The 21,482-nt window shown below is 71.3% G+C and carries 19 protein-coding genes; 11 read left to right on the top strand and 8 right to left on the bottom strand.

Going from position 1 to position 21,482, the window contains the following annotated elements; genetic code table 11:
- On the top strand, positions 1-1,159 hold a 1,159-nt coding region (locus tag ACFTZL_RS07405), incomplete at its 5' end, for a short-chain fatty acyl-CoA regulator family protein (RefSeq protein ID WP_382579359.1).
- 32 nt (positions 1,160-1,191) lie between these two features.
- Positions 1,192-1,725: a kinase gene (locus tag ACFTZL_RS07400; RefSeq protein ID WP_382579365.1), complete on the top strand. Its 534-nt coding sequence runs from the start codon at positions 1,192-1,194 to the stop codon at positions 1,723-1,725.
- Here the strand turns inward: ACFTZL_RS07400 and ACFTZL_RS07395 are convergent.
- Positions 1,679-2,638: a LysR family transcriptional regulator gene (locus ACFTZL_RS07395; RefSeq protein WP_382579357.1), complete on the bottom strand. Its 960-nt coding sequence runs from the start codon at positions 2,636-2,638 to the stop codon at positions 1,679-1,681. The genes ACFTZL_RS07400 and ACFTZL_RS07395 overlap by 47 nt on opposite strands.
- A gap of 95 nt (positions 2,639-2,733) precedes the next feature.
- Here ACFTZL_RS07395 and ACFTZL_RS07390 point away from each other — a divergent pair, with 95 nt between their 5' ends.
- Both ACFTZL_RS07390 and ACFTZL_RS07385 read left to right on the top strand, forming a co-directional pair.
- The gene (locus ACFTZL_RS07390) at positions 2,734-3,891 is read left to right on the top strand and encodes a nuclear transport factor 2 family protein (protein ID WP_382579355.1); all 1,158 of its coding nucleotides are present in this window, start codon (positions 2,734-2,736) and stop codon (positions 3,889-3,891) included.
- A 73-nt stretch (positions 3,892-3,964) separates the two neighbouring features.
- Positions 3,965-4,378, top strand: a complete 414-nt coding sequence (locus tag ACFTZL_RS07385) for a cytidine deaminase family protein (RefSeq protein ID WP_382579354.1) — start codon at positions 3,965-3,967, stop codon at positions 4,376-4,378.
- Between the two features lie 29 nt (positions 4,379-4,407).
- On the opposite strand, the gene ACFTZL_RS07380 is transcribed toward ACFTZL_RS07385, so the two are convergent.
- Positions 4,408-6,606, bottom strand: coding sequence for an endonuclease (locus ACFTZL_RS07380; RefSeq protein WP_382579352.1), 2,199 nt, complete (start codon positions 6,604-6,606; stop codon positions 4,408-4,410).
- Positions 6,607-6,735: 129 nt separating this feature from the next.
- On the bottom strand, positions 6,736-8,013 hold the full coding sequence (locus ACFTZL_RS07375; RefSeq protein ID WP_382579350.1) for a cellulase-like family protein: 1,278 nt from the start codon (positions 8,011-8,013) through the stop codon (positions 6,736-6,738).
- Between the two features lie 75 nt (positions 8,014-8,088).
- On the opposite strand from ACFTZL_RS07375, the gene ACFTZL_RS07370 reads away from it, so the two are divergent.
- Positions 8,089-10,122 carry a glycoside hydrolase family 2 protein gene (locus ACFTZL_RS07370; protein WP_382579348.1) on the top strand — a complete coding sequence of 678 codons (2,034 nt, stop codon included), beginning with the start codon at positions 8,089-8,091 and terminating at the stop codon, positions 10,120-10,122.
- 2 nt (positions 10,123-10,124) lie between these two features.
- On the opposite strand, the gene ACFTZL_RS07365 is transcribed toward ACFTZL_RS07370, so the two are convergent.
- The 4 genes from ACFTZL_RS07365 to ACFTZL_RS07350 are packed head-to-tail and all read right to left on the bottom strand — an operon-like array spanning position 10,125 to position 15,367.
- Positions 10,125-10,982, bottom strand: a complete 858-nt coding sequence (locus ACFTZL_RS07365; RefSeq protein ID WP_382579346.1) for a carbohydrate ABC transporter permease — start codon at positions 10,980-10,982, stop codon at positions 10,125-10,127.
- Between the two features lie 2 nt (positions 10,983-10,984).
- On the bottom strand, positions 10,985-11,959 hold the full coding sequence (locus ACFTZL_RS07360; RefSeq protein WP_382579344.1) for a carbohydrate ABC transporter permease: 975 nt from the start codon (positions 11,957-11,959) through the stop codon (positions 10,985-10,987).
- Positions 11,956-13,299 (bottom strand): ABC transporter substrate-binding protein, encoded by a 1,344-nt coding sequence (locus ACFTZL_RS07355; protein ID WP_382579342.1) that lies wholly within the window; start codon positions 13,297-13,299, stop codon positions 11,956-11,958. Before ACFTZL_RS07355 ends, ACFTZL_RS07360 begins: the two co-directional genes overlap by 4 nt.
- A 28-nt stretch (positions 13,300-13,327) precedes the next feature.
- Complete coding sequence (locus tag ACFTZL_RS07350; RefSeq protein ID WP_382579341.1) at positions 13,328-15,367, bottom strand: beta-galactosidase; 2,040 nt, start codon at positions 15,365-15,367, stop codon at positions 13,328-13,330.
- A gap of 120 nt (positions 15,368-15,487) precedes the next feature.
- Here ACFTZL_RS07350 and ACFTZL_RS07345 point away from each other — a divergent pair, with 120 nt between their 5' ends.
- Genes ACFTZL_RS07345 through ACFTZL_RS07320 form a run of 6 tightly spaced genes read left to right on the top strand, consistent with a single transcriptional unit; the run spans position 15,488 to position 20,733 of the window.
- Positions 15,488-16,249 (top strand): SDR family NAD(P)-dependent oxidoreductase, encoded by a 762-nt coding sequence (locus ACFTZL_RS07345; protein WP_382579340.1) that lies wholly within the window; start codon positions 15,488-15,490, stop codon positions 16,247-16,249.
- Between the two features lie 55 nt (positions 16,250-16,304).
- On the top strand, positions 16,305-17,051 hold the full coding sequence (locus tag ACFTZL_RS07340; RefSeq protein ID WP_382579338.1) for a FadR/GntR family transcriptional regulator: 747 nt from the start codon (positions 16,305-16,307) through the stop codon (positions 17,049-17,051).
- Complete coding sequence (gene dgoD, locus ACFTZL_RS07335; protein WP_382579336.1) at positions 17,048-18,193, top strand: galactonate dehydratase; 1,146 nt, start codon at positions 17,048-17,050, stop codon at positions 18,191-18,193. The genes ACFTZL_RS07340 and dgoD overlap by 4 nt, the downstream gene beginning before the upstream one ends.
- A gap of 46 nt (positions 18,194-18,239) precedes the next feature.
- Positions 18,240-18,860 (top strand): bifunctional 4-hydroxy-2-oxoglutarate aldolase/2-dehydro-3-deoxy-phosphogluconate aldolase, encoded by a 621-nt coding sequence (locus ACFTZL_RS07330; RefSeq protein WP_382579335.1) that lies wholly within the window; start codon positions 18,240-18,242, stop codon positions 18,858-18,860.
- 41 nt (positions 18,861-18,901) lie between these two features.
- Positions 18,902-19,822, top strand: coding sequence for a sugar kinase (locus ACFTZL_RS07325; protein WP_382579363.1), 921 nt, complete (start codon positions 18,902-18,904; stop codon positions 19,820-19,822).
- Positions 19,823-19,848: 26 nt separating this feature from the next.
- A complete protein-coding gene (locus ACFTZL_RS07320) occupies positions 19,849-20,733 on the top strand; it encodes an SMP-30/gluconolactonase/LRE family protein (RefSeq protein ID WP_382579333.1) in 885 nt (294 codons plus the stop codon).
- A 17-nt stretch (positions 20,734-20,750) separates the two neighbouring features.
- Here ACFTZL_RS07320 and ACFTZL_RS07315 read toward each other — a convergent pair whose 3' ends face one another.
- Positions 20,751-21,437 carry a GntR family transcriptional regulator gene (locus tag ACFTZL_RS07315; protein ID WP_382579331.1) on the bottom strand — a complete coding sequence of 229 codons (687 nt, stop codon included), beginning with the start codon at positions 21,435-21,437 and terminating at the stop codon, positions 20,751-20,753.
- Positions 21,438-21,482: the final 45 nt, after the last annotated feature.

The following is a 21,482-nucleotide window of genomic DNA, read 5'->3' as shown; positions in this document are numbered from 1 at the left end:
GATCGCAGAAGCCCGGGTGTCCCCGAACGACCTCGCCGAACTGGCCTCCCGGATGCCCGAGGTCGCCCAGGTCCTGCTCGACCTCGGCCGCCGCAACCATCAGTTGTCCGAGCGGCTCGCCGGAGCCGCGGACGGCCGCGCCGGCGGCCAGGGCCTGGCGTCCTCACCCCACGAGGAGATCCGGGACTTCTTCTACCGCCGCCAGAACTACCTGCACGACACCGACCTCGCCGCCGAAGACCTCGCCGGGGAGATCGGCATCCGGCCCGGCGAGGTCGTCCGGGCCCTGACCGCCAGACTCGCCGACGGCCACGGCGTCCGCCTGGCCGCCACGACCGGCGACCGGCTGCACCACTACGACGAGGCGGCCCGCACCCTCCACCTGTCGGCCCGACTCCGCCCGGGACAGCGGGCGTTCCGCATGGCCATCCAGCTCGCCCTGCTCGCATACGGCGACGAACTCGACAGCCAGGCCGCCGAGGACTTCCCGGCCGGTTCACCCGCCCACGCCCTGGCCCGGATCGGCATCGCCAACTACTTCGCCGCCGCCCTGATCCTCCCCTACACGGCCTTCCACACGGCGGCCGAGGAGTTCCGCTACGACATCGAACGCCTCACCGACCGCTACGGCCTCGGCTACGAGACCGTCTGCCACCGGCTGAGCACTCTGCAACGGCCCCGGCTGCGCGGTGTGCCCTTCTCGTTCGTCCGCGTGGACCGGGCCGGGAACATGTCCAAGCGGCAGTCGGCCACCGGGTTCCACTTCTCCCGGGCCGGGGGTACCTGCCCGCTGTGGAACGTCTACGAGGCGTTCGCCGCCCCCGGCCGCATCCATGTCCAGATCGCCGAAATGCCCGACGGGCAGCGGTACTTGTGGACGGCCCGGGCGGTCACCCGGCACCGCGGCGGCTGGGGCGAACCCGGCAAGACCTTCGCCATCGGCCTCGGCTGCGAGATCCGCCACGCCCACCGGGTCGTCTACTCCGACGGCCTCGACCTCGCCAACGCCTCGGCCGCCACCCCCATCGGCATGGGCTGCCGCGTCTGCGAACGCCTCGAATGCCCCCAACGCGCGGTGCCGCCCCTGGGCCGCGCACTGCGGATCGACCAGAACAGCAGCACGTTCGTGCCGTATCCGGTGGCGGATCCGACGATGTGACGCTCGGGGGCGTCGGTAACGTGACCGCCGTGATGGTGGGCACCGAAGAAACCCGGCTGGTCGTCCTGCGTGGCAACAGCGCCTCGGGCAAGTCGTCCGTCGCGCTCGGCCTCCGCGAGAGGTTCGGCCGCGGCCTGGCCCTGGTCGGCCAGGACAACCTCCGCCGCATCGTCCTGCGCGAGCGCGACCGGCCCGGTGCCGCGAACATCGGCCTGATCGACCTGACAGCCCGCTACGCGCTGGACGCCGGATTCCACGTCGTGGTCGAAGGCATCCTCTACGCCGACCGCTACGGCGACATGCTCGCCCGGCTGCGCGCCGACCACCGCGGCCCGACCCACAGCTACTACCTGGACGTACCGTTCACCGAAACCCTCGCCCGGCACGCCACCAAACCGATCGCCGACGAGGTCGGCGAGGCACAACTGCGCGACTGGCACCGGCCGCTCGATCTGCTGCCGGGCGGGATCGAGAGCGTCATCGGCGCCGGCAGCGCCCTGCACGAGACCGTCGATCGCATCATGCTCGAGACCGGCCTGGACCGCCTGCCCGCACTGGACCGCTGAGCGGCGCAGCTCGGGTCGCCGCCGGACGGATCGAGGCGAACGCCGTGGCGAGGTGGTCGAGCAGGGGCGCCGCGCAGGGGTGCGGGTCGCGGCGTGGGGTGATCGTGTAGATGCCGCGGGCCGGGGGGTCGACGAGGTCGACGGTGGTGACGTCGGTCCGCAGGGCGCGCGTCAGCACGCCGGGTATGAGCGCGATGGCGTGACCGGTCGCGACCAGGGCCAGCTTGCCGGGCAGATCGGCCGCGACGAGGTCGATGCGGGCGCTGACTCCGGCGCGGGCGGCGTGCTGACGCAGGAGCGCCGCCGAGCCGTCGTTGTCCTCGGCCCAGATCTGGTCGGCCAGGGCATGGATGTGCACCGGGCCGCGCCCGGCCTGCGGATGGTCGACGGGCAGCGCGACGACCATGTCGTCCAGCCCGAGGAACCGTCGTTCGACCCGTGCGTCATGGGGCAGCCCCGGCGGTGCGTCGGTGACGACGGCGATGTCGAGATCGCCGTCGAGCACGCGGTGGTGCAGTTCCGGGCTCAGGGCGGGGAGCAGGCTCCACCGGACGGATCCGGCCTGCCGCAACAACGCCCGGATGGCTTCGGGCACGATCCCCGTGGCCAGAGAAGGCGTCGCACCGACGGCCAGCGGCCGGTTGAACGCACCGTCATGGGCGTCTCGCGCGGCGCGAACGGCACGGTCGGCCTCGTTCAGCGTGGTCAGGGCGTGGCGCCGGAACACCTCGCCCGCGGGCGTCGGACGGACGCCGCGCGCATGGCGTTCCATCAGGGGCACGCCGAGCTGCCGCTCCAGCCCGGCGATCTGCCGGGAGACCGCCGACTGCGTGTGATTGAGCTCGGCGGCCGCCGCCGACAGCGACCCCAGGCGGCACACGGTCACGAAGGTTCGCCACACCGTCAGCTCCATGGCGCCAGTATGCCCAGCGGGTATGCGAGTTCCGCAGGGCAGGGCTGCGAAATCTGCGCTTGTCGCAGCCGACGCGGTGCACAATTCTGGCGCGCATGACCACACCACACACCATCGCCGTCCTCGGCCTGGGGCGCATGGGCGCCGCGATGGCGACCCGTCTGACGGCCCAGGGCCGGCACGTCGTCGGCTGGACCCGCTCAGGGCGCACGGCGGGCACCGTCGAGACGACCGCCGATCCGAACGAGGCCGTGGCCAAGGCCGACCTGGTCCTCCTGGCGTTGTTCGACGGCCCGGCCTGCCGGCAGGTCCTCGACGAGGTCCGTGACGTGCTGCGCACGGACACCATCGTGCTGAACACCAGCACCGTCGCCCCCGCCGAAGCGGCGAAGCTGGCCCGGCGACTCGGCCCGTCCTATGTCCACGCGCCCGTGCTCGGATCCGTACCGGCGGCCGCCGCGGGCGCCTTGCGGATTCTCGCCGCCGGTGACCAGGGCGCGCTCGACCGCGCCCGGCCGGTTCTGGAAACGCTGGGCGCCGTGCGACGCGTCGACGACGCCTCCACCGCCGCCGCGCTCAAGCTGATCGCCAACAACAGTCTCGCCGGGGCCGTCCTCGCGCTGCGCGACTCGCTGCGGCAGGCCGACGCCCTCGGCCTGCCCCGCGCCCAGGTGCTGGACATCCTCGAACTCGGCCGGCTCGGCGGACTCGTGACCGCCAAGAGACCCTTCCTCGACGGCGAATCGGCCGCTGTCACGGCCGAATTCACGATCGGTGCGCTGGCCAAGGACATGGCTCTGCTGGCCGCCGCGTCGAACACCCCGCTGCGCGGCGCGGGCGGCCTGGCCGACCCTCCCGCCGACCCCGAGGCCGACATCGCCGTCGCCGCAACGGTCCCCGCCGTGGCGGACGCCGTGCTCGAACCACTGCGCGCCTACATGCGCGGGCACGCCACCGGCGACCCCACCCACTTTCGCGAGGCCTTCCTGCCCACCGCGCACATCGAGGGAATCCGGGACGGGGTGTTCGTCTCGTGGCGCCTGGACGAGTACTGCGCTCTCTTCCCGGGCCGGCCGGCCCCGGACGAAGCAGCACGCTCCCGTCGCATCGACGCCGTCGACGTCCACGGCACGGTCGCGACCGCCACGATGACGCTGCGGCACGGCGCTGACACCTTCACCGACATCTTCCTGCTGGTCCGCGCCGACGACGGCTGGCGCATCGCCAACAAGGCCTATCACCGACACTCGTGAGGATCCTTCCGGCTCCGGCGAGGAAGACCTCGGCGTTGCCGTCGCGGAACGGGACCTGACGAAAGCGGAGAAGATGACCACGCAGACGCACTACGTCGACCACGAACTCATCGAGGCAGCGGCTCATGTCGCCCGCACTCGTTGCCGGGGCGACCACCACACCATGGCGGCCGCGGCCCGGGCTCAGGACGGCCGGATCGTGACGGCGGTGAACGTCTACCACTTCACCGGAGGCCCCTGCGCCGAGCTGGCTCTCATCGGCGCGGCAGCCGCCCAGGGGGTCCACGAGCTGGACACGATCGTCGCCGTGGGAGACCGCGACCGGGGAGTCGTCCCTCCGTGCGGCCGGTGCCGTCAGGTTCTTCTCGACTACTTTCCCGCCCTCGAGGTCATCGTCGGCGAGGGCGACCGCGTCCGCACCGTCCGTATCACCGACCTGCTCCCCGAGAGCTATGTCTGGGCCGACCACCAGGACGACGCCGAGTAGACCGCCGTTCGGCGCGACGTGACGCGGGCTCAGGGCCAGACTCCGGAGAAGTCGATCTCGCGGGCCCACTCGGGATGGTCTATCAGCGGATTCCGGTTGCCCTGTATCTCCGCGATGGCCGCGTTGCGGTGCAGTTCGTACTCGGTGACTGCCTCGCTCTCGTGCCACCGCAGCAGGACGGGCAGCCGGTCTTCCGGGAACTCCCGTGCTACATCGCCGACCTGGCCCGGATAGCGCAGCAGGAAGTACAGGGTGGCGCGGGCGACCACGCCCTTGCCCTTCTCCGGCTCGAACCCCACGCTCTCGCGCTTCCCGCACGCGTCCCGGACGGTTTCCTCGAAGTCGGGGAAGTCGAAGTACGGGAAGTTGCCGCGGTAACTGTTGCAGCCGACCTCGCACGTGAACAGATGATGCAGGTCGCCCCGCATGGGCTCCTTCTCGCTGAACCACGACTGCGGCACCACGTGCTCACAGTTGAACGGCATGGACGCCTCCAGCGCGCGGAACTCGGCCTCGAATTCGGCCGGTCCCGCCGTCCGCTCCTGCAAGAGCAGTTCCTGCTCGCGGGCCAGCCGGGCCTCCTCCACGGCCGCGTCGGCCCGTATGAGCTCCTCGGCGGAGAAGTCCTTGCCGGAGTAGATGCTGCGCAGCCGTCCGTCCTTGTGCAGGTCGACCCACGGGTAGACCAGCCGCATCGGCTTGTACCTGGGCTTGGGCGCATGGGTCTCGGCCAGCAGCGTCGTCAGCGCGCGGCGCAGAGCGCCGCCGTCGCCGGTGCGGACGTTCGCGTAGTACGCGGCGCGTGCGACGGTGTCGGCGGCCCGGTCGTAGTAGGGACGTTCCCGGGCGAGCCGGTGGTTGGTCAGGGCCGCGTCGACGTCCTTCCCGACCGCTGAGACGACATCCGGCCGCCCGGCCGAGGGTGGCTGCGGTGCGGCCTGTGGTGTCGGCGCGAGTGCGGGCAGCGGAGCCGAGAGGGTGGCCGAAGGAGGCGCGGAGGTGCCGAAGTCGAGGGTGATCCGCAGCGGGAGGACGAGCTGTGCGGAACCGTCGGCCGTGTGAGACCGAACCTCGGCCTGTGAACCGTTGGCACCCGCCAGGGCGGGCCCGCCGGTGAAGGACGGCATCGGCGGCGTGTTCTTCTCAGGAGACGGTTCGAGCCCCGTGGTGAACACCTCGTCCCGCAGTCGTGCCGCCTCACCGGTCAGCGGTGCCTCGTGCAGGGACCGCAGCACGCGGCTGATCCGCACCCCCTCGTTGGCACGCCAGGCCAGTTGCTGCTCGCCCATCTCAGGCCGCCACACCGGGCCGTCGACACTCAGCGGCCGGCCCTCGGCATCGGTCTTCGGAACGGCCGAGTGATGCAGGGCGACGACTTCCCACTGGTCGTTGAAGACCGGAGAACCCGAGGACCCCTCACGGGTGTCGGACTCGTAGTGCAGGAACCGCTCCAGCACGTCGACGATCTGGTTCTCGCGCAGCGCGATCTGCTTGGGCTCGCCCCTCGGGTGCTGGATGATGTTGACGAACTCCCCTATGACGGCCTTGCCTTGCGCCTCACTGAGGATCAGCCGGCCGAACGACGACAGCGCCTCGCCCTGCGCGCCGCGTGGGGCCACCGCGACGAGGGTGTAATCCAGCGCCCGGTCGGTGACGAAGAACCGGAGCGGCTCCAGCTCGAAGACCGCGGGTACGAGCGGGTCGCCGTCGGCGCCGTCCTGGAAGGCGAACGCGACCTTGCTCCGGCCGGCCTCCCGCGCGTCGCCCAGGACATGGTTGTTGGTGAGCAGCAGGGAGGGGGAGACCATGAAGCCGGTGCCGTGTCCGCCGCCCGGCCCGCTGATGGTGATCCGGCCGACCGAGCGCGAGACCTGGACCCCCTCCTCCAGGAACGCGACCGGGGTGAGGTTGTTGCGCCCGATGAGGCGCTCCAGCCCCAGCGCCTCACTGGTGAAGCCCTCCGGAGGCAGACCCAGAGTGCTCCCCGCGCTGCTTGCGGGTTCGGTCGGGGTCCGCTCGATCGCCCGCGCCATGGACCAGTCGGCGCCGAGACGTGCCAGCCGCTTCTCGACCCGCTCGGGGGTGTCCGCGTACAGCACGCCACGCGTCTCGAGGACGGACTGGTTTCTTTCACGCTGTTCGGTGCGGTTCCCGTAGCGTGCTGCGGCCATCGTCAGTTGCGACAGATAGTCCGACTCTCGTTCCGAAGCGAGTTCCGCCGTGGCCATGATCCGCCTCCTGGCCTGTTTTGATCGGGGCGGTGGTGTCCGAGACCCGCTGTTTCTCGGCAAGCCTTGGTGATACCGATGCTTTCAGACCTGAGATACATGTGCAAAAGGGGCGAAATCCACTCGCGTTCAGCCCGCGGTGATACGCCCGTTCACCCGTCGCATCCACTCCTGGTCGGTCTGCCACATGGGGTGGTGAGGGGCCGCGTTGGACGTCAGGACGACGCCTCGGAAACCCGCCGCGAGGCAGCGGTCGACGACGAACTCCGCGATGTCCTTGCCGACGGCGTCCTCCTCGAAGCGCGTCAGAAGCGGGGTGTACCCCACCACGCCTTCGCCGAGGACGGCGGGGATGCCGCGGCGACGGGCGAAGCCGGCGACGGAGTCGATCCACCGGGCCAGCGTCTCGCGCATGGCGTCCCGGTGGGCCGCATAGTTCTCGTAGAGCCACAGGTCCCAGCGGTCGGGGTCCACCCAGTCGTGCGCGTAGAAGAGTTCGCGCGGGATTCCCGTCGCCGCCAGTCGCCAGGGTTCGTCCGGCCGGTGATCGGCGAAGGCGGGGGCGTCGGGGCGCAGCATGGCGGCCAGCGCGGGAGGGGGCCAGGATGCCGCCCTGGGTGCCGGTTCGGTGCCGTGGCCGAGTCCCACCGCCCGGTACAGCGCGCCGAGCACGCCGTAGACGTAGAAGTGGAAGTGCGCGATCTGCGCCTGCTCCGGCAGGACGTCGAGCTCGTCCGGCCAGGGCTCGCCGAGCGAGTAGGTGACGGGGATGCCGGGGTGGCGTGCCCGCAGCAGCTTCACGGCGCGTTCGAGGGGGCCGCGCAGCCGGGCGTAGTGGGCGGCGGTGCCGTCGCCCGGTACCAAGAAGCAGTTGTCGACCTCGTTGTGCACCTCGACGTAGGCGACGCGGTCGGCGAGACCGCGCTCGGTGAGGAAGTCCAGCAGCCCGGCGAGCGCTTCGGCCACCACCTCGGCCCGGTCCGGGCCGGGCACCTCCGCCAGGGCGCGGTGCCAGGCGTCGGTGTCGGCGAAGCTGGGGGACTGCTGGTACTCCCACGACGACACGATCACCTGGCAGTCGTGCCGGGCGGCCGCCTCGAACAGCTCGACGAGCCGCCGCCGGCCGTCCAGCGGATAGCCGCCGCGCACGTTGTACCAGCGGGTGCGCTGTCCGAACTGCTCGCCCAGGCCGCGGACCTGCGGTGACTCGGGGGTGTCGACGCGTCCGGAGAACAGCAGGAAGGGCATGGCGCAGACGCGCACGGTGTTGAAGCCCCGCTCCACGGCCTCGGCGAAGGCGCGGTCGAGATCGGCGAAGGGCTCGCCGGGGCCCGCCTGCGTGTACCAGCTGAAGTCCCACAGGGTGATGGCGAGTCGGCCCGTGGCGGCCGGTTGCTGTGCGCTCATGGCGTCACGCTAGCTCAATTCATTATTTATGAATAATCCTTGACAGGGTTGGGGTGGCTCCCCAGGCTTCTGCCCATGACCGAACCCAGCCACGGACTTCCGACCCGGCGCACCGTCGTCACGGCACTCGGCGCGGCCGGCCTGGTCGCCCTGCCGGCCTGGCCGCAGACGGCCCGCGCCGCGGACGGCGGCCCGCTCCTCGACACCCACCCGGCCACCGAGCCCTCCGGCACCCATGTGCGCGAGGTCGGCGGCACCCACGTCGTCTTCCAGTACGGCGCCGTGCTGCCCGCCTTCGACGGCTGGCGCACCCGTGAGCCCACCCGCGACTACCTGTCCCTGGACCGGCGGTGGCGATTCCGCTTCGACCCCGGCAACGCGGGCCTCGGCGAAGGCTGGCAGTCCCCGGACCTCGACGACCGGGCCTGGGGCCTCATCGACGTGCCCTCGGCCTGGGATCTGCTGGACACTCCCGGATTCGGCTCGGAGACCGCCCCCTTCGGCAAGGGCACGGCGTTCACCGACGGCTATGCCTGGTACCGCACCGCCGTCGACGTGCCCGAATCCTGGCGCGCCCGACATGTCCGCATCGCCTTCCTCGCCGCCGGCTACAGCGCCGAGGTCTGGCTCGACGGCGTGCGTCTCGGCAAGCACGAAGGGGCCAACTCACCCTTCGCGCTTCCGGTGGCGGGGGCGCTCCGGCCGGGCAAGCGCCAGACGCTCGCCGTGCGGGTCTTCCGCCGGGCGAGCTACACCGACTACACGGCCACGCCGCCACAGCCGGTCACCGACGACCGCGAGATCCCGTACAAGCCCGTCGACTACTGGCCCTACGCCGGTCTGACCCGGTCGGCCTGGATCGAGGCGGTTCCGCAGGTCACCATCACCAAGCTGCTCATGGCCGGAGCGAACGGGCGTGCCGAGGCGCGCGCGGTCGTCGAGAACCACGGGACCTCCGACTTCGATGGCTGGCTCACCCTGGATCCCGGCCGGGGAAGCGGCGGCCGGCCCGTCGTGGTCCCGGCCCGGATCGCGGCACGGTCGGCCGGCGTCGTACGCGCCTCGATCCCCGTCCCTCACGCCCCACGATGGAGCCCGGCCGCGCCGCACACGCTCACCGCCCGCGCCACCCTGACCGCCAAACGCCCTTCAGGTCCGCGGGTGGACACCCTGTCCACCGTCTACGGCGTGCGCGAACTGACCGTCGCCGACGCCGAGTTGCGGTTGAACGGCAAGCCCCTCTTCCTCAAGGGCCTCAACTGGCACGAGGAGACGGCCGCACACGGCAGGGCGATGACGACCGCCGAGTACGACCGGGAACTGGGCCACATCACGGCACTGGGCGCCGACTTCATCCGCAACTGCGTCTACAACCGTCACCCCTACGTCTACGACTGGGCGGACGAGCACGGCGTGCTGGTGATGGACGACATCGACACCATGTGGCTCAACACGGCCCAGGAGAAGCTGCAGACCGAGGGCTACGGCCTCGCCCGCGCCCTGGCCCTGACGATGGCGTGGAACCAGCACAACCACCCGTCGGTGATCCTCTGGGGACTGCAGAACGAGTCGGAGATCGACGCCGACGGCGCTCCCGTGTACCGGGCCTGGCTCGCCGACCTCAAGGCGGCCGTGAAGGCGGTCGACCTCACCGCCCGGCCCGTGACCTGGGCGTCCAGCACCAGCAACGACCCGGCCTTCGACCTCGCCGACGTGATCGGGTTCAACGAGTACTTCGGCTACTTCTACGGCGAGGACGCCGACCTCGGCCCCACGCTGGACGCGGTGCACGCGAAGTATCCCGACAAGCCGATCCTGATCACCGAGAACGGCACCTGGTCCGTGGCCGGCAACCACGGCCCCGGCACCACCGAGGGCACGGAGGAGTGGCAGGCGGCCGGCTTCACCGCCCACTGGACCCAGGTGGTCGCACGCAGCGAGTTCGTCGCCGGTTTCACCTACTGGGTCCTCAAGGACTACAAGCAGCGGGCCGGGTACAACCAGACCCACAACGGTATTTCCGTCATGGGCCTGCTCACCTTCGGCGAGGAGCGGCCCAAGCTCGTGTACGAGACGTTCCGGAAGGCGGCCGGTCCGGGGACCAGGTGATCTCAGCCCTTGACGCTGCCCTGGGTCAGGCCCGACCGCCAGTAGCGCTGCAGGACGAGCATCGCGGCGGCCAACGGGAGGATCGAGAGGAACGCGCCGCCCACCGTGAGCTGATAGAGCTCGGGATTGCGCTCGGCCGCCGACTGCCAGGTCGTCAGGCCCAGGGTGATGGGGTACTTCCGGTCGTCGGAGAGCATCACCAGCGGCAGGAAGTAGTTGTTCCAGATGCCGACGAACTGGAAGAGGAAGACGGTCACCAGCGCGGGCGTCATCGTGCGCAGGACGAGGGTGCCGAAGATCCGCCACTCGCCGGCGCCGTCGACCCGCGCCGCCTCCAGCATCTCGGCGGGCACCGCCGCCTCGGCGTAGATGCGGCACAGATACACCCCGAACGGACTGACCATGCTGGGGATCAGCACGGCCCAGTAGGAGTCGGCCAGGCCCACCTTGCTGAACAGCAGGTACATCGGCAGGGCGAGCGTGGTGCTGGGGAGCAGCACACCGGCGAGTACGCCCTTGAAGACCGTCTCCCGGCCGCGGAACCGGTAGACGGCGAGGGCGTAGCCGGCGGCACACGCGAGCAGGGTCGCCAGCACCCCGCCGACTCCGGCGTACAGGAGGCTGTTCGCGGTCCAGCTCCAGAACATGCCGTCTCCGTAGGAGAAGACGTTCGCCATGTTGTGCAGCCACCGCGGATCGGAGAACCACAGCCCGAAGGTGCCGAAGAGGTCGGCACCGCTCTTGGTGGAGGCCACCAGCAGCCAGTAGACGGGCAGCAGGAAATAGAGCGCCGCGACGGACAGCAGCGCGACCAGCACGATGCGCGAGGCCGCCCGCTTCTTGACATGGGGTGTGGACACGCTCACCGTGCGTCCCTTCCTTTCCCGCGGTTCACCAGGCTGAGGAAGCCGAAGGACAGCACGCTCGCGACCAGGGCGAGGATCACCGACTCGGCTGCGGCGAGGTAGATGTTGTTGTTGGCGAACGCCTCGTTGTAGGCGCTCAGGTTCGGTGTGTACGAGCTGGTGACCGTCGACGTCAGCGGCTTGATGACCAAGGGCTCGGCGAACAGTTGGAGTGTGCCGATGATGGAGAAGACACCGGTGAGGACGAGGGCGGGCCGGGCCAGCGGCAGCTTGATCCGGATCGCCGTCTGCCAGGCACCGGCCCCGTCGATGCGCGCGGCCTCGTAGAGCTCCTGCGGGATCGCCTTGAGCTGGGCGACGATCACCAGCATGTTGTAGCCGGCGAACTCCCAGATCACGATGTTGGCGATCGACCACAGCACGCTGTCGTAGCCGAGGAAGTCGGGCGCGAGCCCCACCCTGCCGAGCAGGTCGACGACCGGGCTCACACCCGGTACATAGAGGAAGCCCCACAGGATCGAGGCGATGACACCGGGCACGCCGTACGGCAGGAAGTAGGCGGCACGCAGCACGCCCGCCCACCGGTGCGAGACGGTGTCGAGTGCCAACGCCAGCGCGGTGGACAGCAGCAGCATCACGGGGATCTGCACGAGGCCGAAGAGCAGCACCCGCGCGAAGCTCTCCAGGAACGCCGACTGCTGCAACGCGAGGGCGTAGTTGTCCAGCCCGGCGAAGCCGACGGTGGCCGGGCCGAGGCCCAGCGGGCCGGAGCGGACCGGCTTGAGCAGGCTCTGGTGGACGGCGTAGCCGAGCGGAAGGACGAAGGAGAACAGGAAGAGGGCGACGAAGGGGAGAACGAACCCCCATGCCGCCCGGTCCGGGCGGGCGGACCGCCGCCGGCCGTCCGGTGCGGACTCCTTCGTGCGGCTGTCCGGTGCGGACGTCTGCGTCCGGGTGATCGCGGTGCTCATCGCGCGCTCCTCGCCTTCAGGCCCTTGGCCAGCAGGTTGTCCACGGAGCTTTGCTGCGCGTCGGCGAGCGACGAGGTGAGCGTGCCGTCCGAGGCCATGGCGGCGCCGAAGGCGTCCCCGAGCCGGGAGAAGTCGGCGTCCGTGGTGGGGGACCACTTCCAGGAGGTGTCGATGGCCCGGTCGGAGGCGGTGAACACGTCGTTGTACCGCTGTCCGCCGAAGAACGGGTCGGGCCTGTCGAGTGCCGATCCGCGGAAGACGCCGGTGGCGGCGGGCCAGCCGTAGCCCACCGAGATGTTCAGATCGACGGCCCGGGGGTCGGTGTTGAGCCAGTGCGCGAACCGCAGCGCCTCACGCGGGTGGCGGCTGCCCTGGAGGACGGCGGTGGACGATCCGCCCCAGTTGGCGGAGGCGTTGTCGCCCGCCGTCCACTGGGGGAGCGGGGCGACCCGCCACTTGCCCTTGGTGCCCGGTGCGTTGCCGCGGAGCAGGGCGTCGCCCCACTGCGGCCCGACCCAGGCGGCGATCTGTCCGGTCTGGACCTGCCGGTACCAGGCGCTGGACATGTCGGGTCCGACGAAGACGAGGTCGTCGCGGACCAGCCTCTCCCAGTAGTCGGCGACCTCACGCGACAGGCCGCCGTTCATGTCGACGACCCAGGTGTCGCCCTGGGTGCGCACCCACCGCGCACCCCGTTGCCAGCACATCGCGGCGAACCAGGTGGGCTGGTTGGGCGCGAACGTGCACAGCCGGGCACCGCCGCCGCGTTCCCTGACCACGCGGGCGGCCTGCTCGAACTCGGCCCAGGTGCCGGGTGTCTCGATGCCCCATTTCTCGAACAGGTCCCGGCGGTAGAAGAGTCCCATCGGGCCCGAGGCCTGCGGCACCGTACGGACCCGCCCCCCGAAGACACCCTGGTTCCACTGCCACGGCACATAGCTGTCGCGCAGCTCGTCGGCGCCGTACGCGCTCAGGTCCGTCAGACCGTTGACCAGCATGAAGCCGGGCAGCTCGTGATACTCGACCTGCGCCAGGTCCGGCGGGTTGCCGGCGGCCAGCGAGGAGTGCATCTTCTGGTAGCCGCCCTGGGTGTTGGCGGGGATGTTCTGCAACTCGACGTGGATGCCCGGGTGCGTCCGGTTCCACAGGTCGACCGTCTTCTGCATCGGCACCCACGTCCAGAAGACCAGCTTCACCTGCCGGCCGGGGCGGGCGGGTTCCTGCCGGGTGACGCGGGCGGCTCCGACGGTCTGGCCGCAGGCGGTGAGGGCCGGGAGCGCGGTGAGTGCCCCGGCACCCCATCCGAGCACTGACCTCCGCGAGGGTGGTGAGCTGTTCATGTACGTCCCTTGTCCAGAGCTCGGTTGTCTACGGCTCGACCAGTACGGCCACTCCGGCTGCCGGCAGCGTGAGGCGGTCGGCGGGAGCGGCCCCTTGGTCCAGGGCATCGCTCATCGGCTCCGGGAGCCTGATCTCCACTTCGTCCCGGCCGTGGTTCAGCAGGAAGACGAACCGTCCGCCGTCGCCTTCGCGCACGGTCGCCTGGACGTGCTCGGGAAGCCCGGGAAGCACGGGCCCGACGGACGCCGTCCGGCAGACGTCCTCCGTGAGGGCCCGCATGGCCTCCGGTGCGAGCCGGGTCGCGACGTACCACGCCTCTCCCTCGCCGAAGGAGTGACGGGTGACGGCCGGCTGCCCGGACAGCGGCCCGGAGCCGAAGTCGGCGACCGTCCGCGCCCCTTCGGGCACGACGACCTCGGACCACAGATCGGCGCGGCCGACGGTGCCGTCCGAGTGCCGGACGTCCACCGTCTCCTGCTCCGCCAGGGGCCAGAACTCCTCGACGCGCAGGCCCAGGACCTCGCGCAGCGGCGCGGGGTACCCGCCCAGGTGGACCCGGTCGCAGTCGTCGACGATGCCGGAGAAGAACGACACCAGCAGCCGGCCCCCCTCGCGGACGAACTCCGTGAGGCGCTCGGCGTCCGGCCGCTTCAGCAGGTACAGGTTGGGCACCACGACGAGGCGGTAGCCGGACAGGTCCCGGTCGGGGGGTACGACATCGCAGGCGATGCCGGCTTCGAACAGCGGCCGGTAGTGGGCCAGCGCGATCTCCATCTGGTCCAGTGCGGTGGACGGGTGCGAGTCCAGCTCAAGCGCCCACCAGCTGTTCCAGTCCAGGACGAGGGCGACGTCGGCGGTGGACCGGGTGCCGGCGATCTGCGGCACGGAGGCCAACTCGCGCCCCAGCTCGCTCACTTCACGGAAGGTGCGGGTGCCGGTGCCGCCGTGCGGGAGCATCGCCGAGTGGTACTTCTCGGCGCCGCCCCGGGACTGCCGCCACTGGAAGTACAGCACCGCGTCCGCGCCCTGGGCGACCGCCTGCCAGCTCCACAGCCGCATCCGCCCCGGCGGCTTGGGCCCGTTGCGGTCCCGCCAGTTGACCGCGCTGGGGGCCTGCTCCAGCAGCATCCAGGGCTGACCGGCGCGGGCGGACCGGGTGACGTCGAAGATGAAGCCCGCCGAGACATGCGTGTTCTCGTCGTGCGGGTCCTGGTAGACGTCGACCGAGACGACGTCCTCGTGGGCGGCCCAGCGGAAGGCGTCGACGGGCTTGTGCACCCCGATGAAGTTCGTCGTGACGGGCACGTCCGGGGTGATCCGCCGCAGGACGTCCTTCTCCGCCAGGTAGCACCGCAGCAGCGCGTCGTCGGAGAACCGGGCGAAGTCCAGTTGCTGGGCGGGGTTGGGGAAGGTCGGTGCGAGCCGTGGGGGCAGCACTTCGTCGAAGCTGTCGTAGCGCTGTGCCCAGAAGGCCGTCGACCAGGCGTCGTTGAGCGCCTCGATGCCGTCGTACCGCTCGGACAGCCAGCGCCGGAAGTCGGCCGCCGATTCGTCGCACCAGCACATCGGGGTGTGGCAGCCGTACTCGTTGCCGATGTGCCACAGCTCCAGCGCGGGGTGGTCGGCGTACCGGGTGGCCAGCCGCTCGACCAGGCGCACGGCGTGCTCGCGGTAGACGCGGCTGGAGGGACAGTAGTGCTGGCGTCCGCCGGGCCACAGGCGTCGGCCGTCGGCGGTCTCGGGGAGGATCCCGGGGTGCGTTCGGGACAGCCACGGCGGCGGGGACGCCGTCATGGTGGCCAGGCACACGGCCACACCCGCCCCGGAGAGGTGGTCCATCACCCGGTCGAACCAGCCGAAGTCGTACTCACCGGGCCTCGGCTCCACCTTGGCCCAGGAGAAGATCCCGGCCGTCACCAGGGAGACGCCCGCTTCCTTCATCAGCGCCATGTCCTCGGCCCACACCTCCTCGGGCCACTGCTCGGGGTTGTAGTCACCGCCGAAGGCGATTCCGGCCGGGCGCAGGTGCCGCCGGGCGTCGGTCGCTACTGAGTCTGCCTGTCGCATGGCGGTCAGTCTCGGAGCGTCCTCACCAGCCCGTCAAGAATATATTCATTATTAATTGAAACAGCTATGATGGACGCAGGCCGCAGGACGGTCGCGGGCAGCGGAGGGGAGAGGCGCACGATGACGGAATGCCACAGGATGGCGGGGCGCGTGGCGGTGATCACCGGCGCGGCGCACGGGATAGGCGCGGCCACGGCACGCAGACTCGCGGCCGAGGGCGCGACGGTCGTGGTGACGGACGTGGACGACACCGCCGGCAAGACGGTCGTGGCGGACATCGAGGCCGGCGGGGGACGCGCGGAGTACCTGCGCTGCGACGTGACCTCGGCCGCCGACTGGGAGCACCTGGGCCGCCATGTCGAGGAGCGCCACGGACGCCTCGACGTGCTGCACAGCAACGCCTTCGCCCAGTTGAACAAGCGCGCCCACGAACTGAGCGAGGCCGAGTGGGACGGCCAGATGGCCGTGCTGCTCAAACCGGCCTGGCGGGCGATGAAGACCTTCGCGGCGCTGCTGCGGAAGTCCTCGGGGTCGGTCGTCCTCACCTCCTCGGTGCACGCGGTCATCGGCCTGCCGGGCCACGCCGCCTATGCCGCGGCCAAGGGCGCTCTGTGCTCGTTGGGCCGTCAACTGGCCGTCGAGTACGGGCCGGACATCCGGGTCAACACCGTGCTGCCCGGCCCCATTCTCACCGCCGCCTGGGAGGGGATCCCGGAGCCCGACCGGGCGCGCAGCGTGGCGGCCACGGCGGCCAAGCGCTTCGGGCAGCCGGAGGAGGTGGCCGCAGCGGTCGCCTTCCTGGCATCGGCGGACGCCTCCTATGTGACCGGAGCGAGCCTCGTGGTCGATGGAGGATGGAGCGTCATGAAGGAGTCCTCGTGAGCGGCGCCCACCGTGTGCGCCATCAGCGACAAGGACCGGAGCGGAAACGGAGAACGTGGTGACCCATCCCGGTAAGGGGCTGCACGGCCAGGCCGTGGAGGAGCTGGGCCGGCGCATCATCCGCGGCGACTATCCCCCGGGCTCCGTGGTGGACCCGGTCAGGTTCGAGACGGAGCTCGGCGTCAGCAAGACCGTGGTCCGCGAGGCGATGCGCGTGCTGGCGTCCAAGGGCCTGCTCGAGTCGAAGCAGAAGCGCGGTACGACTATTCGGCCGCGGGCCGACTGGAACCTGCTCGACAGCGACCTGCTGCGCTGGCAGGGCAGCAGCGCTCCGACCGACGGCTTCCTGGAGGACCTCGCCGAGGTGCGCGCGATAGTCGAGCCCGCCGGAGCCCGGCTCGCCGCCGCCCGCCGCACGCCGTCCGACCTGGACGCCATGCGGCAGGCGCTCGAGGCGATGGCGGCGGCGGGGACGGACGCGGACGCCATGGTCGAGGCGGACCTGGCCTTCCACCGCGCCCTGCTGGACGCCGCCCACAACGAACTGCTGAGCCGCATGGAGGTCGTCATCGAGGCCGGGCTGCGCGTCCGCGACCGGATCGTGCACGGCGCCCAGCACTTCTCCGACTCCATACCCGTGCACCAGGAACTGCTGGACGCGGTCGAAGCGGGCGACCCGGACGCCGCCGTGGCCGCCGTCGCGTCACTCCTGGCCCAGGCCTCCGACGACCTGGCGGCCCTACGGGCCGGGGAAGAACACGACGACAACGTGACCGACACGCTGCCGAAGGAAACTCCTTGAAGATAACCGGACTTGAGACGTTCCTGGTGGCTCCGCGCTGGCTGTTCCTGCGCATCGCCACCGACGAGGGCATCACCGGCTGGGGCGAGCCCGTGGTCGAGGGACGCGCCGACACCGTGCGCGCCGCCGTCCACGAACTGGCCGACTACCTCGTCGGCCGCGACCCGCTGCGCATCGAGGACCACTGGCAGGTCCTCACCAAGGGCGGCTTCTATCGCGGCGGCCCCATCCTCTCCAGTGCCGTCGCCGGCATCGACCAGGCACTGTGGGACATCGCCGGCAAGACCTACGGCGCCCCCGTGCACCGTCTCCTCGGCGGCCCGGTGCGGGACCGCGTCCGGATGTACGCCTGGATCGGCGGCGACCGGCCGAGCGATGTGGCGGAGCTCGCCGAGGAGCAGATGAAGGCGGGCTTCACCGCCGTGAAGATGAACGCCTCGGCCGAACTCGCCCCGATCGACACCCCGGCACGCACCGCCGAGGTCGTCGAACGCGTCGCGGCCGTCCGCGAGGTGCTCGGCGCCGAGCGGGACATCGCCGTCGACTTCCACGGCCGCGTCTCCACCGCCATGTCGCGCCGCCTGCTGCCCCTCCTCGAACCACTGCACCCGCTGTTCGTCGAGGAGCCCGTCCTGCCCGAACACTCGGGCCACCTGCGCAGCCTGGTCGAGTCCACGAACATCCCGCTCGCGACCGGCGAACGCCTCTACTCCCGCTGGGACTTCCGCGAGGTACTGGCCAGCGGCATCGCCGTCGCCCAGCCCGACCTGTCGCACGCCGGCGGCATCTCCGAGGTCCGCCGCATCGCGGCCATGGCCGAGACACATGACGTCGCCCTGGCTCCCCACTGCCCCCTCGGCCCGATCGCCCTGGCCGCCAGCCTGCAGATCGCCTTCTCGGTGCCGAACTTCCTCATCCAGGAACAGAGCATGGGCATCCACTACAACCAGCAGTGCGACCTGCTGGAGTACGTGATGGACCCCGAACCCTTCCGCTTCGAGAGCGGCTACGCCGTCCGCGGATCCCGCCCGGGCCTCGGCGTCGAGATCGACGAGAAGGCCGTACGCCGCGCCGCCGAGACCGGACACCGCTGGCGCAACCCCGTATGGCGGGGCGCCGACGGGGCGTTCACCGAGTGGTGACACCGTCGAGTCCGTCGCACCCCACGCACAAGGAGAGCCCGCTCCCATGAACCTGGTGGAATCGCTCCGAGCCCACCGCCTGCTGGCGATCGTCCGCGGCAAGGATCCCGCCGCGGCGCTGCGCACCGTGCGCACCCTCGCCGAGGAAGGCGTCGCCGCCATCGAGGTCTCACTGACCACCGCCGACGCCCTGACCGTGATCAGGCAGGCGCGCACCGACCTGGGCCAGGGCGCCCTGCTCGGCGCCGGCACCGTGCGCTCGGCCGCGGACGCCGCGCGCGCCGTCGACGCCGGTGCCACCTACCTCGTCACTCCGGCGCTGGTCGACGGGCTGGAGGCGTACGGCGTACCCGTGCTGATGGGCGCCCTGACACCGAGCGAGATCGAAGTCGCCCTCGCTCGGGGCGCCGACGCGATCAAACTCTTCCCCGGTTCCCTCGGCGGACCGGACTATCTGCGGGCCCTGCGCGACCCGTTCCCCGAAGTGCCCTTCGTCCCGGTCGGGGGAGTGGACGCGTCGGCCGCCCGTGCGTACCTGGACCGGGGCGCCCTCGCCGTCGGCGTCGGCTCACCGCTGGTCGGGGACGCGGCCGACGGCGGCGACGTGGGGCAACTCCGCGCTCGCGCGGCCGAGTTCCGCAAGGTCGTCGCGGGGGAGGGGCCGTGACGGAACCGGCCGCACCGGACGTGGTGACCTTCGGCGAGACGATGGCGGCACTCCGAGCCCAGGGCGCGCTGCGACTGGGCGGCAGTCTCGGACTGTCCGTGGCGGGAGCCGAATCGAACGTCGCCATCGGCCTCGCCCGGCTCGGGCACCGGGTGCGCTGGGCCGGCCGGGTGGGTGCGGACGAACTCGGCGCCCTGGTGCTGCGCACGCTGCGCGCCGAGGGCATCGACACCGAGCACGCGGCCGTCGACGACACCGGCCGGCCCACGGGACTGCTGCTGACCGAACCCCGCCTGGGCACACTCACGCGTGTCAGTTACTACCGCGCCGGTTCGGCGGGTTCGGCCGTCTCACCGGCCGATGTCCTGCCCGCGCTGGCCTCCGGATCCCGCGTCCTGCATCTGACCGGCATCACCCCGGCGCTCGGCCCGTCGGCGGCCGAGGCGGTCCACGCCGCCGCCGAGGCCGCTCGCGACGCCGGCATGACCGTCTGCCTCGACGTCAACCACCGCTCCCGGCTGTGGTCCCACGACCGGGCCCGCACCACCCTCAGGCCGCTGCTTGCCCACATCGACCTGCTCGTAGCCTCCGAGGACGAGCTGCCGCTGGTGCTGGAACGGCCCGCCGCAGCCGAGTCGGAGGCCGTGCACAGCCTCCTGTCCGCGGGTGTCGGCGAGGTGGTCGTCAAACGTGGCGCACGCGGCGCGACCAGCTTCACCGCCGAAGGGGCGACCGACCGCGCCGCTCGCCAGGTCGACGCCGTCGATCTGGTCGGCGCGGGCGACGCCTTCGTGGCCGGGTACCTGTCCGGACTCCTCGACGGCGCGGACATCCCCGCCCGGCTGCACCGGGCCGTCACCACGGCGGCCTTCGCCGTCGCCACCCGGGGCGACTGGGAAGGCCTGCCGACACGGGACGAACTCGGCCTGTTCGACGAGCCCGACGGCACGACCATCCGCTGACCATCCGCTGATCCAGGAGGCTGGACATGACATCCACGGCAGCGCCCACGGCGGTGGTGGTGGACGGAGAATACGAACTCGCCGAGGGCGGCCGCTGGGTCGACGGCCGGTACGTGTACGTCGACATCCTCAGCGGCCGGCTCTTCGAGTTGCGCGACGTCGACGGGCCGACCGTGCGCCGACTGGCCCGGCTCGACGTGCCGTTGGGCGCCGTCGCGCCCGTGGCCGGCCGGCCGGGCACCTGGATCGCCGCCGCGGGCACCGGCATCGCACTGCTCAGCCCCGACGGCGCACTGGAGTGGCTGGACCGCCCCGAGGACCGCACCCCGCTCCCCAGCCGGATGAACGACGGCGTCGCGGACCCCGCCGGCCGCTTCTGGGCCGGCAGCATGGCCTACGACGGCACCCACGGCGCGGGCTCGCTCTACCGAACGGACCCCGACGGCACGGTGGTACGCGTCCTCGACGGCCTGACCATCGCCAACGGTCCGGCCTTCACCGCCGACGGCACGACCCTGTACCTCGCCGACACGGCCGCGGGAACCATCCTCCGCTGCCGGGTCGACCCGGTCTCGGGCGACCTCTCGGGCGGCCCCGAGACCTTTGCCCGCCTCAGCGAGGCCGAGGGCGGCCCCGATGGAATGACCGTCGATGACGAGGGCTGCCTGTGGGTCGCGATGTGGGGTGCCGGTGCGGTCCGCCGGTACCACCCGGACGGCCGCCTGCTCCAGACCCTGACGGTGCCCGCCCCGCACCCCACCTCGGTCTGCCTGCACCCCGGCGACGACCGCCTCTTCGTCACCACGGCCCGGTACGGGGTGCCGAGCCCGACCCCGGCCTCCGGCGCGGTGCTCAGCGTCCCCGTGCCGGCGAGGGGAACGGCGGCCTGCTCCTGGCGGGGCCGGAGCTGAAGGCGGCAGCGGCCCTGTCAGGCGGGCGCGGCTTCCGTGAACTGGTTGGTGTCGAAGAGCCGGCTGATGTGGCCGCCGAGCTCCGACCAGTGCTGTCCGGAGAGTTCGGCGGCGGCCCGGGCGTCGCCGCCGGCACAGACGTCGATGAGCTGGTCGTGGTGCTCGATGGTGTTGCGGCCGCCGAGGAGCGTGGAGAACTTGCGGTAGAGGATGCGATGGATCAGCGGGTGGAGCTGCTCGACGATCCGGCTGAGGACGGGGTTGTCCGCCGCCTCGATGGGGACGGCGTGGAAGCGGTCGTCGGCGGCGAGGGCGGCATCGGTGTCGTTGGCGGCGACGGCCCGTTCGAAGTCCCGGTTGGCCTGGCGCATGCGCTGCCGGTCCTGCTCGGTCATCACCGGCACGGCCGTCTCGATGGCGAGCTGGTCGAGGGAGTGCAGGACGGCGAGGGTCTTCTCGACGTCGCGGCGGTTGAGGGTGGTGATCCGGGTGTAGACGCCGGGCTTGGCCTCGACCAGACCGATGTCGGCGAGCCGGGCGAGCGCCTCGCGCACCGGGGTGCGGCTGAGACCGAGACGCTCGGCGAGTTCGCCGTCCTTGACCTTTTCCCCGGGGGCGAGTTCTCCGCGCACGATGGAGTCGCGCAGACGGTGGAAGACCTCGTCGCTGAGGAGACGGCGGGAGACAGGGCTGTCGAGTGACATATTGCGTACAGTACATCGGTCGCCGCTCCGCATCCCCGTCACCCG

Origin of the sequence: Streptomyces sp. NPDC056948, from assembly GCF_042674225.1 — a bacterium.
Taxonomy (GTDB): Bacteria; Actinomycetota; Actinomycetes; order Streptomycetales; family Streptomycetaceae; genus Streptomyces; species Streptomyces purpurascens.
Note: the sequence above shows the minus strand (reverse complement) of the source record. Positions and strands in the feature narration are given on the sequence as shown.